13 protein-coding genes are annotated in these 13279 nt (G+C 75.0%); 5 read left to right on the top strand and 8 right to left on the bottom strand.

Annotation, left to right across the window (positions count from 1 at the left end; translation table 11 throughout):
- Window positions 1-9: 9 nt before the first annotated feature.
- From WCD58_RS04350 to WCD58_RS04325, 6 genes are all read right to left on the bottom strand, one after another.
- A complete protein-coding gene (locus tag WCD58_RS04350; RefSeq protein ID WP_337699846.1) occupies window positions 10-510 on the bottom strand; it encodes a hypothetical protein in 501 nt (166 codons plus the stop codon).
- A 53-nt stretch (window positions 511-563) separates the two neighbouring features.
- Complete coding sequence (locus tag WCD58_RS04345; RefSeq protein ID WP_337699844.1) at window positions 564-1082, bottom strand: GNAT family N-acetyltransferase; 519 nt, start codon at window positions 1080-1082, stop codon at window positions 564-566.
- 7 nt (window positions 1083-1089) lie between these two features.
- A complete protein-coding gene (locus WCD58_RS04340; protein ID WP_337699842.1) occupies window positions 1090-1947 on the bottom strand; it encodes an amino acid ABC transporter permease in 858 nt (285 codons plus the stop codon).
- A complete protein-coding gene (locus WCD58_RS04335; RefSeq protein ID WP_337699840.1) occupies window positions 1944-2588 on the bottom strand; it encodes an amino acid ABC transporter permease in 645 nt (214 codons plus the stop codon). The genes WCD58_RS04340 and WCD58_RS04335 overlap by 4 nt, the downstream gene beginning before the upstream one ends.
- Before the next feature lie 65 nt (window positions 2589-2653).
- Window positions 2654-3550: a glutamate ABC transporter substrate-binding protein gene (locus tag WCD58_RS04330; protein ID WP_337699838.1), complete on the bottom strand. Its 897-nt coding sequence runs from the start codon at window positions 3548-3550 to the stop codon at window positions 2654-2656.
- A gap of 21 nt (window positions 3551-3571) precedes the next feature.
- On the bottom strand, window positions 3572-4300 hold the full coding sequence (locus tag WCD58_RS04325) for an amino acid ABC transporter ATP-binding protein (protein WP_337700800.1): 729 nt from the start codon (window positions 4298-4300) through the stop codon (window positions 3572-3574).
- Window positions 4301-4472: 172 nt separating this feature from the next.
- On the opposite strand from WCD58_RS04325, the gene WCD58_RS04320 reads away from it, so the two are divergent.
- Together WCD58_RS04320 and WCD58_RS04315 are read left to right on the top strand one after the other, a co-directional pair.
- Entirely contained in the window at window positions 4473-5147 is a 675-nt protein-coding gene (locus WCD58_RS04320) for a response regulator transcription factor (protein ID WP_337699836.1), read from the top strand.
- 2 nt (window positions 5148-5149) lie between these two features.
- Window positions 5150-6637 (top strand): sensor histidine kinase, encoded by a 1488-nt coding sequence (locus WCD58_RS04315; protein ID WP_337699834.1) that lies wholly within the window; start codon window positions 5150-5152, stop codon window positions 6635-6637.
- On the opposite strand, the gene WCD58_RS04310 is transcribed toward WCD58_RS04315, so the two are convergent.
- Window positions 6613-7569 (bottom strand): TAXI family TRAP transporter solute-binding subunit, encoded by a 957-nt coding sequence (locus WCD58_RS04310; RefSeq protein WP_337699832.1) that lies wholly within the window; start codon window positions 7567-7569, stop codon window positions 6613-6615. The two genes, WCD58_RS04315 and WCD58_RS04310, sit on opposite strands and share 25 nt — an antisense overlap.
- A gap of 32 nt (window positions 7570-7601) precedes the next feature.
- Here WCD58_RS04310 and miaB point away from each other — a divergent pair, with 32 nt between their 5' ends.
- From miaB to WCD58_RS04295, 3 genes are all read left to right on the top strand, one after another.
- A complete protein-coding gene (gene miaB, locus WCD58_RS04305) occupies window positions 7602-9113 on the top strand; it encodes a tRNA (N6-isopentenyl adenosine(37)-C2)-methylthiotransferase MiaB (protein WP_337699830.1) in 1512 nt (503 codons plus the stop codon).
- A 5-nt stretch (window positions 9114-9118) separates the two neighbouring features.
- On the top strand, window positions 9119-9544 hold the full coding sequence (locus WCD58_RS04300; RefSeq protein ID WP_337699827.1) for an Rv2732c family membrane protein: 426 nt from the start codon (window positions 9119-9121) through the stop codon (window positions 9542-9544).
- An 89-nt stretch (window positions 9545-9633) separates the two neighbouring features.
- Window positions 9634-11739: an HNH endonuclease signature motif containing protein gene (locus tag WCD58_RS04295; RefSeq protein ID WP_337699825.1), complete on the top strand. Its 2106-nt coding sequence runs from the start codon at window positions 9634-9636 to the stop codon at window positions 11737-11739.
- A 4-nt stretch (window positions 11740-11743) separates the two neighbouring features.
- Here the strand turns inward: WCD58_RS04295 and WCD58_RS04290 are convergent, their stop codons facing one another.
- Window positions 11744-13192 carry a DUF349 domain-containing protein gene (locus WCD58_RS04290; RefSeq protein WP_337699823.1) on the bottom strand — a complete coding sequence of 483 codons (1449 nt, stop codon included), beginning with the start codon at window positions 13190-13192 and terminating at the stop codon, window positions 11744-11746.
- Window positions 13193-13279 lie beyond the last annotated feature (87 nt).

The raw sequence follows: 13279 nt of genomic DNA, 5'->3' as shown, positions 1-13279 counted from the left end.
GTCGTGTGTCTAGGTGTCGTCGGCCTCCTCGGGCGTCCGTCCGGGCTCGTCCTCCTCGGACGGCATCGGCACCCCCAGCGCGAACCCCAGCGTCAGCAGCGCCGTGACGCCGCAGACGACGGCGAGGAAGAGCGGCATGGTGGTCGCGAGCCACGGCCAGCCGTCGCTCGCGAGGTCGGCGCGGGCGGGGTCGTCGGGGTCGACGACGACGTCCACGACGGCGCCGACCGGGATGTCCTCGCGGTGGGTGCTGATCGGGGCGGCGACGTCGCCGCCGGCGGGCACGACGAGGAGCTCGTCGGCCATGCCGAGCTTCCGGTGGAGGTCGACCTCGACCACGCGGGCCGAGACGACCTCGCCGCGCACCAGCAGCACCCCGGCGTCCCACACCGCCGTGCCCGCCTGCCACAGCAGCCACACCGTGCCCGCGACCAGCGCCAGCGTGACGAGCGACCACCACGCCCGCGATCGGGTCCGCGGTGCTCGTCCCGCGTCGTCGGCATCGTCCACACCGCACCCCCCAGCTGCGACGAGTACGGAGAGTAGCAGGTGTGGCCCGCTGATCACCCGGATGCGAGGTCGCGACGCATGGCCGTGCGCGGCCAGCGGTCGAGGCCGCGGGCGGCCTCGGTGCGGCGGATCGCCCGCAGGCCGGGCCCGAGCTCGTCCTCGGCGAGCGGGCGGAAGCCCAGCCGCGCGTAGTACGGCCCGTTCCACGGGACGTCGACGAAGGTCGTCAGCGTGACCGCGGTGCGCCCGGCGGCCCGGGCGCGCTCGACGAGGTGCTCGACGAGCCGCGCCCCGATCCCGCGGCGGGCGTGGGACGGGTGCACGGAGACCTGGTCGAGGTGCGCCTCGCCGTCCACGACGTCGTCCATGAGGTAGGCGACCGGACGGTCGTCGGTCGAGGAGGCCGCCACCCACAGCCCGCCGCGCTCGAGGGCACCCGCGAGCACGACCGTCGAGGGCGGGGTGTCGTCCGCGATCGGGTCCATGCCGACGTCGCGGAACGGCGCGCCCGCGGCGACCTCGACGGCCCGGAGAGCCTCGAGCTCGTCGGGACGCGCCGACCGGATCCTCACGGGGAGGTCACGTCGCGTCCGCACGCTCGGTGGGCGCGACCGCGATGACGGCCGGGTTGCGCCGCGACCGGCGCTCCAGCCACGTCGCCAGCCACGACAGCAGCAGGCAGAGCGCGATGTAGATGACCGCGACGACCATCGCCACCGGGATGAGCGGCGAGCCCAGCGCCGCGTTGGACCCGAGGAACTGGGCCTGGAACAGCAGCTCGGGGTAGGTGATGAGGAAGCCGAGCGCCGAGTCCTTGAGCAGCACCACGAGCTGGCTGACGATCGCCGGGAGCATCGAGCGCACCGCCTGCGGCAGCAGCACGAACCGCATGACGCCCGACTTGCGCAGGCCGAGGGCGTACGCGGCCTCCGACTGCCCGCGGGGGACGGCGAGCACGCCGGCCCGGAACACCTCGGCGAGCACGGCGCCGTTGTAGAGCGTCAGGCCGAGCACCACGGCGGCGTAGGTCGAGACCGTGATCCCCACCGACGGCAGGCCGTAGTAGAAGAGGAACATCAGCACGACGAGCGGCACGGCCCGGAAGAGCTCGACGACCCCGCTCGACAGGCTCCGCAGCCACTTGTGGTCCGAGAGCCGCCCGAGCGCCAGCAGAGCCCCGAGGATCAGGGCGAGCACGGCGCCGGACACGAACGCCCGCAGCGTGTTGACCAGCCCGTCGAGCAGCGCGAGCTGGACGTTCTCGTAGAGGATCCACTCCCACACGCGGGCGTCGAGCTGCCCGGTGGCCGCGAGCCGCCAGACGATGACCGCGATCAGCGCGGCCACCAGCAGCAGCGTGACGACGCCGGCGGCGGTGTTGCGCGCCTTCGCGCGGGGCCCCGGGACGTCGAAGAGGACCGCGGTCGGGGCGCTCATCGGGCTACGCTCCAGCGCTTCTCGAGCCGGCGCTGCAGCACCGTCAGGGGGATGACGAGGATGATGAAGCCGACGGCGACCCAGAGCAGGGCGACGAGCGTCGACCCGCCCTGCTCGTTGACCGCGCGGTAGAAGCCGCCGGCCTCGAACACCGAGAAGCCCGCGGCCACCGTGGTGTTCTTCAGCAGGGCGATCTGGACGCTCGTCAGCGGCGGCATCACCGAGCGCACCGCCTGCGGGAGCACGACGAGCGTGAGGGTCTGGGTGAAGCCGAGCCCGAGCGCGCGGGCCGCCTCCGACTGGCCCGCGGACACCGTGCTGATCCCGCCGCGCACGACCTCGCAGACGAACGCGGCCGTGTAGAGCGACAGGCCGATGACCGCGAGGAGGAAGAACGGCAGGTAGAAGAAGAGCTTGGTGAAGCCGAGGGCGAAGAAGAACAGCACGAGGGTCAGCGGGGTGTTGCGCAGCAGCGTCACGTACGCCGTGCCCGTCGCGCGCATCGCGGGGACCGGGCTGACCCGCATCGCCGCGAGGACCACGCCCAGGACCAGCGACGCGATCGCCGAGAGCACGAACAGGCCGATCGTGCCGCCGAAGCGGGTCAGGTACTCGGAGAGGTTGCCGAACAGGACGTCCATGGGTCTCCCCTCGTGAGTGATTCGGGTCGTCATGACGACCCGAATCACTCACGTGCGCGGAGCGCCTAGTAGCGCTCGATGGGCGGGGGCTGGGGAGCCGGGGTGCCGGAGCGTCCCAGCGTCTCGTTGTAGAGCCGCGTCCAGGTGCCGTCGTTCTCGGACTGCTGGAGCAGGTCGTTGACCTTGTTCCGGAGCGCGACGTCGTCGCGGTTCATGCCGATGCCGTAGGGCTCCTCGGAGAACGTCACGCCGACGACGCGCAGCTGGTCGGGGGTCTGGGCGGCGTACCCCTGCAGGATCGCATTGTCCGTGGTGACGGCGTCGACCTGACCGCCGCGCAGGGCGTCGACGCACTGCGAGTAGTTCTGGAACTCGACCACGTTCGTGGTCAGGTTCTGCTCGCGGACACGCTGGATCGGCGTCGAGCCGGTCGCCGAGCAGACCCGCTTGCCCTGGAGGGTCTGCGGGCCGGTGATCGACTGGTCGTCGGCGCGGACGAGGAGGTCCTGGCCGGCGACGAAGTACGGCCCGGCGAAGCCGACGCGCTGCTTGCGGCTGTCGTTGATCGTGTACGTGCCGACGTAGAGGTCGACGTCGCCGCGGGAGATCGCGTCCTCGCGGGCGGCCGACGGGATGACCCGGTACTCGATCTGCTCGGGGGCGAAGCCGAGGCCCGCGGCGACCATGCGCCCGATCTCGATGTCGAACCCGGTGTACTGGCCGGTGGTCGGGTCCTGGATGCCGAGGCCGGGCTGGTCGTTCTTGACGCCCAGGACGAGGCGCCCGCGCTGCTGCATCGCGGCGAAGGTGGGCGAGCCGGGCACCTGGACGTTCTGGGCGACCGGTGAGCCCGCGACCGGCTGACCGCCGGGGCTGCCCTCGCGGCCGCACGCGGCGCCGAACGCCATCGCGAGCACCGCGAGGAGCACGCCGAGGGAGCGAAGCGAGACGAGGCGTCTCATGGGACGGCTCCTTCCGAACTTCTAGTGGGTGAGGATCTTGCCGAGGAAGTCGCGGGCCCGTTCGGTGGCGGGCCGGGAGAAGAAGCTGTCCGGGGTGGTGTCCTCGACGATCTCGCCGTCGGCCATGAACACGACCCGGTGCGCGGCGCGGCGGGCGAAGCCCATCTCGTGGGTGACCACGACCATCGTCATGCCGTCCTTCGCGAGGCCGCCCATGACGTCGATGACCTCGCCGACCATCTCCGGGTCGAGGGCGGAGGTCGGCTCGTCGAAGAGCATGACCTTCGGCTCCATCGCGAGCGCGCGGGCGATGGCCACGCGCTGCTGCTGGCCGCCGGAGAGCTGCGCGGGGTACTTGTCGGACTGGTTGCCGATGCCCACGCGGTCGAGCAGCGCGCGGGCCCGCTCCTGGGCCTCGGACTTCGACGTCCCGCGCACACGGGTCGGCGCGAGCGTGACGTTGTCGAGGATCGTCATGTGGGCGAAGAGGTTGAACTGCTGGAACACCATGCCGACGTCGGCGCGCAGCTTCGCGAGGTCGCGGCCCTCGGCGGGCAGCGGCGTGCCGTCGATCTCGACGGTGCCGTTGTCGATCGGCTCGAGGCGGTTGATCGCCCGGCACAGCGTCGACTTGCCCGAACCGGACGGGCCGAGGACGACGACGACCTCGCCGCGGGCGACCTCGAGGTCGATGTCGCGCAGCACGTGCAGGTCGCCGAAGTGCTTGTTGACGCCGGTCATGCGCACCATCGGGGTGCCGGCGGTCTCGTCAGCCATGCTCACGCTCCTCCACGTCGCACCACCGGGCGGCGGTGAACGGAAGGTGCCAGCGCCCCGAACGGGGCGTCCACGCTCTTGAGGAAGACTTAGGGTTACCCCGCCACTCCGTAACGCAGCGGACATCGCGGGGGAGGAGGCCGGAGTGCGCGTGCTCGTGGTGGAGGACGACGACCGGGTCGCCGCGGCGCTGCGCGCCGCCCTGTCCCGCCACGAGATGGAGGTCGAGCGGGTCAGCCAGGGGCTCGCGGTGCTGCCCCACCTGCCCGGCACCGACGTCGTGCTGCTCGACCTCGGCCTGCCCGACGTCGACGGGCTCGAGGTGTGCCGGCGCATCCGGGAGGCCGGCGACGTCCCCGTGATCGTCGTCAGCGCCCGCGGCAGCGTCGACGAGCGCATCCTCGGCCTGCACCACGGCGCCGACGACTACCTGGTCAAGCCCTACGACGTCGGCGAGCTCGTGGCCCGCATCCACGCGGTGCGCCGGCGCCGGGCGCCCGTGCCGTCGATGGGTGCGCCCGACGCCGTCGCGGAGCTGCGCGAGGGCGTCGTGCTCGACCGCGCCCGGCACACGCTGACCGTCGACGGCGCCGAGGTGGCGCTCTCCCGCAAGGAGTTCGCGGTCCTCGCCCTGCTCGCCGACGCCGACGGGGCCGTGTGCACGCGCGACCGTCTCGTCGCCGAGGTGTGGGGACGCCGCTGGCCGGGCGCCGACCGCACCCTCGACGTCCACGTCGCCACCCTGCGCACCAAGCTGGGCCGGCCCGGGATGGTGGCGACGGTGCGGGGCGTCGGCTACCGGCTCGACCCGGGGGCGTAGCGATGCGCACGCGGCTGCTCGTCGTCTTCTCGGTGCTGGTCGGGCTGCTGCTGCTCGGGCTGGGGCTGCCGCTGGCGGGGGCGTCGGCGTCGACCGCGACGTCGCGGCTGTTCGCCGACCGGCTGGGCGACACCTCGCGCTTCGCCGCGCTCGCCCAGCGCGCCGTGGGGGACGGGGACACCAGCGCGCTCGCGGCGGAGCTCGCCCGCTACGACGAGGTCTACGGCATCGCCGCGCTCGTGGTCGACCGCGAGGGCCGGGTGCTCGCGTCGTCGCGGGCCGAGGTGCCCGAGCCCGCCGCCCGCCGGGTGCCGCTGGCGCTCGCGGGGCAGCGCTCGGAGCCCCCGGCACCGGTGTGGCCCTGGGACACCGCGCCCCTGCTGCTGGCGGAGCCGGTGCTGGTCGGCGGCGAGGTCCGCGGGGCGGCGGTGACGATCTCGCCGACCGCGCCCGCGCGGGCGGAGACCCTGCGCGTGTGGGCGGCGCTGGCCGCGGCGGGCCTGGTGGCGCTGGCGGTCGCGGCGGGGCTCGCGCTGCCGCTGGTGCGCTGGATCCTCGCGCCGGTGGAGGGCCTCGACGAGGGCACCGCGCAGGTCGCCGCGGCGGTGCGGGCCGGGCGGGCGCCGCGGCCGGTCGGCGACGGCCGGGGCCCGCCGGAGCTGCGGCGGCTGAGCAGGCACTTCGACCAGATGGCCGCCGGCGTGACCCACGCGCTGGAGTCGCAGCGGGCGTTCGTCGCCGACGCGGGCCACCAGCTGCGCAACCCGCTGACGGCGCTGCGGCTGCGGATGCAGAACGTCGGGGCCGCGCTCGCCGCGCCGGATGCGCGGGTGGACCCCGACCTGATGGCTGCCCTGCGCGAGGAGCACGGCGCGGCGCTGGAGGAGACCGAGCGGCTCGCGCACGTGCTCGACGCGCTGCTGGCCCTCGCCCGGGCCGAGGGCCGCCCCGCGCAGCCGGTGCCGATGCCGCTCGACCCGCTGCTCGACGACCGCGCCGACGCGTGGGGGGTGCTCGCGGAGCACGAGGGACTCTCGCTGCGCCGCCGCGGGCCGGGCGGGCTCGTGGCGCGCTCCGACGTCGACTCCGTGGTCGCCGTGCTCGACGCGGTGCTGGACAACGCGCTGAAGTACGCCCCGCCGGGCACCGAGGTGGAGCTGTCGACCGCCCGCGTCGAGGGCCGGGTCGAGATCGGGGTGCGTGACCACGGCTGCGGGCTCGACCCCTCCGAGCTGGAGCGGGCGACCGACCGGTTCTGGCGGGCGCCGGCCCAGAACGGCCGCGACGGCACCGGCATCGACGGCACCGGGCTCGGCCTGGCCATCGCCGCGCGCTCGGCGGAGAGGGCGGGCGGGGAGCTGGTGCTGCAGCTGCCCGAGGACGGCGGCCTGCGCGTGGTCCTGCGCCTGCCGCCGGCCGCCGCGCGGGACGCCGCGGGGGAGGTCGGCGCGGCCGACGCCGGTGCTCAGACCCCCTTGAACGCCCGGTAGGCCGCGACCGCGCCGGGGTGCAGGGCCACCGGCTGGGTGCCGATCGCCGTGCGCGGGTCGATGCTGCGCCCGGCGGGGTCGGCGAGGGCGAGGGCGTCACGGCGGTCGAGCATCGAGCGGACCAGCGACTCCGCGAGGGCGGGCCGCATGTCCGCGGTGACCAGCAGGACGTTGCGCACCGAGGTCGTGCTCACGGGGTCGGCGAGCCGGTAGGTGCCCGCCGGCACCGTCGTCACGTCGTAGACCGGGTAGCCGGTGCGCAGGCGCGCGGTCTCCTCGCCGAGGTCGAGCAGGCGTACCGGACGGGTGCGGGCCAGCTGGTCGACGCCCGCCGTGGGCACGCCGCCGGACCAGAAGAACGCGTCGATCTCGCCGCGCTCGAGGGCCGCGATCGAGTCGTCGAGGGCGAGCATCACGGCGGCCATGTCGCGCTCGGCGGTGAGGCCCACGGTGGCGAGCAGCCGGGGCGCGATCACCAGGACCCCGGAGTTCTTGGCGCCCACCGACACCCGGCGTCCGCGCAGGTCCGCGAGGCGGCGGACCGGCGACTCCGCGGGGACGACGACGTGGATGGCGTCGTCGTGCACCCGGGCCAGCGCCTGCAGCGGGTGGCGCGGGCGGGCCCCGTCGACCGCGCCGTCGACCGCGACGTCGGCGGCGCAGAACGCGACCCGCGCGCGTCCGGAGACGAGCATGCCGACGTTGTCGACGGACCCCTCGCTGCCCAGCACGCCGGTGGGCACGCCGGGGTCGACGCCCCAGACGCCGGCCAGTGCGTCGCCGAGGCGCCGGTAGACCCCCTGCGGCCCACCCGTCGCGACGACGACGGGCGCCTCGCCGTCGGCCGGCCCGGCGCAGCCGGCGGCGGACGCGCCGGCGGCCGCGAGGGCCGTCAGCAGGACCGTGCGCCGGGAGACCACCACGCGCGGCATCGTCGCACCCCCGAGGCCTACCCTGGGCCCCGATGACCGCGGCGACCTTCCACATCCGCACCCACGGGTGCCAGATGAACGTGCACGACTCCGAGCGCCTCGCCGGCGTGCTGGAGGAGGCCGGGTACTCCCACACCGACGACGCCGACGGCGCCGACCTCGTCGTGTTCAACACCTGCGCGGTCCGCGAGAACGCCGACAACAAGCTCTACGGCCAGCTCGGCCGCCTCGCCCCGGAGAAGGCCGCGCGGCCCGGCATGCAGATCGCGGTCGGTGGCTGCCTCGCGCAGAAGGACCGCGACACCGTCGTGCGCAGGGCGCCGTGGGTCGACGTCGTGTTCGGCACGCACAACACCGGGTCGCTGCCGGCGCTGCTCGAGCGCGCCCGCCACAACGGCGAGGCCCAGGTCGAGATCCTCGAGGCGCTCGAGACCTTCCCGTCGCACCTGCCCGCGCGCCGCGACTCCGCCTACTCCGGGTGGGTCTCGATCTCGGTGGGCTGCAACAACACGTGCACCTTCTGCATCGTGCCGTCCCTGCGCGGCAAGGAGGTCGACCGGCGCCCGGGCGAGATCCTCGCCGAGGTCGAGGCGCTCGTCGCCGAGGGCGTGCTCGAGGTGACGTTGCTCGGCCAGAACGTCAACGCCTACGGGGTGGGGTTCTCCGACCGGGCGACGGGGCGGACGGCGTTCGCCGACCTGCTGCGCGCGTGCGGGGAGATCGACGGCCTCGAGCGGGTGCGGTTCACCAGCCCGCACCCGCGCGACTTCACCTCCGATGTCATCACCGCGATGGCCGAGACGCCGAACGTCTGCCCCCAGCTGCACATGCCGCTGCAGTCCGGGTCGGACCGGGTGCTCAAGGCGATGCGCCGCTCGTACCGGGCGAAGCGCTACCTCGACATCGTCGCGGACGTGCGGGACGCGATGCCCGACGCGGCGCTGACCACCGACATCATCGTCGGCTTCCCCGGGGAGACCGAGGAGGACTTCGTCGAGACGCTGCGGGTGGTCAAGGCGTCGAGGTTCTCGCAGGCCTTCACGTTCCAGTACTCGCCGCGGCCCGGCACCCCCGCGGCGACGCTGCCCGACCAGGTGCCGAAGGCCGTGGTCCAGGAGCGCTACGAGCGGCTCGTGGCGCTGCAGGAGGAGATCTCCCTGGAGCTCAACCGGGAGCAGGTCGGGCGCGAGCTCGAGCTGATCGTCTCCACCGGCGAGGGGCGCAAGGACACCGCGACCCGCCGGATGAGCGGGCGGGCCCGCGACGGGCGGCTCGTCCACTTCACGCCGGTCGGGCCCGCTCTCGACGGGTCGGTCCGGCCCGGCGACGTCGTCACCGTCCGTGCCACCTACGGCGCGCCGCACCACGTCGTCGCCGACGGCGACGTCCTCACCCACCGCCGCACGCGGGCCGGCGACGCCCACGCGGCGGGGGAGCGGCCCACGACGCCGCGCACCACCGGGCTGGGCCTGCCGACGCTCGGCCCGCCGGCTGCCGCCGCGCCGGAGCCCACGCCCTGCTCGGCGACCCTGACGGAGGTCTGAGCCCCGTGACCGATTCCCGTACCGCCCCCGCACCCTCCGGGCGCGTCGACTTCGGGCCCGGCGCGCTGGTCGCCGCCGTCGCGGTGCTCGTGCTCCTGCTCGCCGCGGTGCTGCCGTGGACGGGGCTCGGCGCGTCGGGCTGGGAGGTCGTCCTCGGCCGCCCCGGCGTCACCGGGCTGCCGCGGCTGTTCGGCACGCTGGCGGTCGTGTTCGGGGTGGTGGGCACGGCCGTCACGCTGCTCACCGGGCGCTGGCCCGCGGTGTTCGTGACGGCGGCCGGCTGCACGATCACGTCGGTGACGGGCCTGTGGGCGATCTGGTCGCAGAACACCAGCGCCGGCAGCGGCCCCGGCGTCGGGCTGTGGCTCGCGCTGCTCGCGATGATCGTGCTCGCCGGGCGGTGGGCGAGCTACGCCTTCTCGCGACGGTAGGGATCGTGACCGTTCTGTGACCTCTGCTGGTTCTCCGACCTGGGGTTTCTCGGGCGGGACTGTCGGGGGTCGGTTCTAGCGTTCTTCCCGTGAGCGTGGAGCAGGATCAGTGGCCTGGGCTGGCGGCCCGGCTGTCGGGTCGTGCCCCGGATGCGGATCTGCACGCGCTGCTCGACACCATCGACCCGGCCGGGTTGGACGGCCCGGATCTGGCGGCATTCGTGCGGGCACGGTTCGCGGTGCACAACCGCGCGGAGGCCCAGTTGCTGGCCGGGTTGCGGGAGCTCGGGTTGGCGGTGGAGGACGCCGACGGGCGCCGGCGGCGGTTGCCGAGCTCGGACGAGTTCTCCGGTGACGAGGTGGCCGGGGTGCTGGGCTGTTCACGCACCATGGCCTCGCGGCGCCTGGAGCTGGCCGACGACCTGTTCTCCCGGCTGCCCACCCTCGGGGAGGCGCTGTGGTCGGGCGTGTTGGACGAGTCCAAGGTCCGCGCGATCAGCGAAGGCGTCCGTGATCTGTCCGCCGAGCACGCCCGCCTCGCGGTGGCCGAGGTCCTGCCGGAGGCCGGCGAGCTTCCGGTGATGGCGCTGCGCGAGCGGGTCGGCGAGATCGCGTTGGCGCTCGACCCGGAGTGGGCCGAGCGTCGCCGTCGGCGGGCGGAGGCCCGCGGCCGGTTGGAGCTGCGGGCGAACCCGTCGGGGACGGCGACGTTGTCGCTGCTCGACGCGCCGGCGGCGGACGGCATCGCGTCGATGTCGCGGGTCGAGGCCCTGGCCGCCCAGCTGCACGCGGCGGGGGTGCTGACCCCGATCAACCAGCTGCGCTTGCATGTCGGAACCCGGCTGCTCGACGGCTCCACCGCCGGCATGACCGACCCCGAAGTCGTGGCGCTGCTGACCGCGGAGTACCACGCCGCCAACCACCCCGACGACCCCGACAGCGGGCCCGACGGTGACGGAACCGGCGGCCCCGCCGAGCCCGACCCCGACGACAGTGGCCCCGACGACTCCGACGACGACGACGGCCCCGACGAGGGCGGGCCCGAGGGCCGTGACGGCGGACCGGATAGCGAGCCCGACGGCGGGCCGGTGGACGAGGGCCCCGGCGACGGGCCGGCCGGTGGTCGCCACGCCCTCGATGTCGTCGTGGCGCCGCGGTCGTCCGGCCAGAGCGTCCTGGACCTCCCCGACCTCCCCCATCAGTCCGGCCGGCCCGGCCGGCCCTGCCCGCTGGGCGAGTCCGAGCCGGTGGTCGAGCCCGAGCCGGTGGAGCCACGGTCTGGGCGGGTGCGCCACGGCACCGTCGAAGTCCGCCTGCGGCTGACCACCGCGTTGGGGCTCGACCAGCACCCCGCCACCGTGCCCGGTTTCGGGGCGGTCACCGCCCCCGTGGCCCGCGACCTCATCGCACAACGGCACCGCGGGGAGTGGCGGGTCGTGCTCGTCGACGACGACGGGCACCTCCAGCACGTCCTGCTCGCCCGCAGCCGACCACCCCGCCCCCGCAACCAGGCACGGGTGCGGGGGCGGGCACCGGGCGCGACCCGGACCGGGGCCATCGTCGAACTCCACGTTCCGACGACACTCCTGGCCGCCCTGGACCCCGACGATCACGGCCCATGGGCTCCGCTGCTGCGCGAGCTCCACGCCCGGCTCACCGACCTCGAGACCACCGGGCGGCTCGGGCTACCCCCCGACGCCGACTCAGGGCCCGACCAGTGGCGGCGCCGCCGGCCGGGTGCCGAGGCCGAGCGCTGGACCCGCGCCCGCGACCGGCACTGCATCGTCCCGTGGTGCCGCCGCGCCGCGCACCGCGCCGAGATCGACCACACCCGCGACCACGCCCACAGCGGCCCGACCGTGACCTGGAACCTCGGCGCCTGGTGCAGCCACGACCACCGCGCCAAACACCACGCCGGCTGGCACGTCCGCCAACCCCTACCCGGCTGGTTCATCATCCGCACCCGCGCCGGCATCACCCACACCACCCGACCACCACGCATCCTGCGACCACTCCCCGCGCCCAGCCCGGCGCAGCGCCCGCGACCACTGCCCGACGACGGCTGCCCAGACCAGGACACCGAGCACCTCGACGACTGGCGACGCCGCTTCGCCGCCAAATTCGGCAAGGCCAGCACCCCACCAGCCCCTGAACCGCCGGCCCGCCACGACCCCGACGACCCGCCCCCGTTCTGAGGGGCTAGCGGGTGGCGTCCTCCGCGGCCGCCAGCCACTCCCGCCACTGGGCGGCCTGGCGCTCGGCCTCCTGGGCGCGGCGGCGGTCGCCCGCGGCGTGCGCCTTGGCCGCTTGGGCCTCGAATTGTTCGACGCGGGCCCGGAACTGCCCGACCCGGGCCTCGGTCTCCGGGTCGCTGGCCTGCCAGCGGCGGTCGACGGCCGCGCGCACGCGGTCCTCGACCTCCTTGAGCCGCGCCGAGAACTCCCGCACCCGCTCGCGCGGCACCTTGCCGATCGCGTCCCAGCGCTCCTGCACGTCACGCAGCGCCGCCCGGGCGGCGTCGACGTCGGACAGGTCGATGCGCCCCGCCTCGACCAGCAAGGCCTCCTTGGCGCGGGCGTTGTCGGTGAACTCGGCGTCGCGGGCGGAGAACACCTCCGAGCGCCGGGAGAAGAACGTGTCCTGGGCGCCCCGGAACCGCGCCCACAGCGCGTCGTCGGCGTCCTTGCTCGTGCGCCCGGCCGCTTTCCAGTCGGCCATGAGCTCCTTGTACCGCCCGGCCGTGGGCCCCCAGTCGGTGGACTCGGTGAGCGACTCGGCCTCGACGACGAGCTCCTCCTTGCGCGCCTTCGCGGCGGTGCGGGCGCGGTCGAGCTCCGCGAAGTGGGCGCCCCGGCGGCGGGCGAAGGTCTCACGGGCGCGGGAGAAGCGCTTCCACAGCGCGTCGTCGGTCTTGCGGTCGATCCCCTTGACCGACTTCCACTCCTCGATCATCGCCTGGAACCGGTCGCCGGCGTGCTTCCAGCGCGTGGTCTCCTCGGCGAGGGCCTCGGCCTCGGCGATCAGCGCCTCCTTGCGGGCGACCGCGTCGTCGCGGGCCCCCGCGCGGGCGGCGCGCTCGGACTCCTCGGCGCCCTCGGCGGCCGCGACCACCGCGTCGAGACGGTGCCCGAGCCCCACCACGTCGCCGACCACCGCGGCGTCGACGAGACGCTCGCGCAGGGTGGTGGCGCTGCGCAGGATCGTGCGGGCCTCGCCGCGGCCGGCCGTGAGGCGGCGGACGAGGAGGTCGACCTCGGTGCGCAGGTCGTCGAAGCGCACCGCGAAGTGGGCGAGGCCCTCCACCGCGTCGCCCGCCTGCCACGACCCGACCGCCCGCTCACCGTCGGCCGTCGCGACCCAGACGGTGCCGTCGGCGTCGACCCGGCCCCAGCGCCCGGGGTCGGCGGCCGCCGACGCGACGGTCGGGAACGCCGGGGCGGCACCGGACGGCCCGGGGACGGGCGCCGGGGGTGCCGGGTGGGCGGCGGCCTCCGGAGGCGCGGACTCCAGGGAGGTCTCCGGCGAGGTCTCCGGCGAGGGGGCCGGGGTGGGCGCAGGCGCGGTCTCGGTGACGGCCTCGGGTGCGGCCTCGGTGACGCCGTCGGGGCCCGCCCCGTCGACGGCCTCCGCAGCCTGCTCGTCGGTCATCGGCCCCGACACCTCCAGCTCCTACGGTTCGGGCATTCAAGCAGGTCCGCCGAGCGCGCAGGAACTCCCTTCCCCCTCGCGCGACCC

This window comes from Actinomycetospora flava (assembly GCF_037400335.1).
GTDB lineage: Bacteria > Actinomycetota > Actinomycetes > Mycobacteriales > Pseudonocardiaceae > Actinomycetospora > Actinomycetospora flava.
Note: the sequence above shows the minus strand (reverse complement) of the source record. Positions and strands in the feature narration are given on the sequence as shown.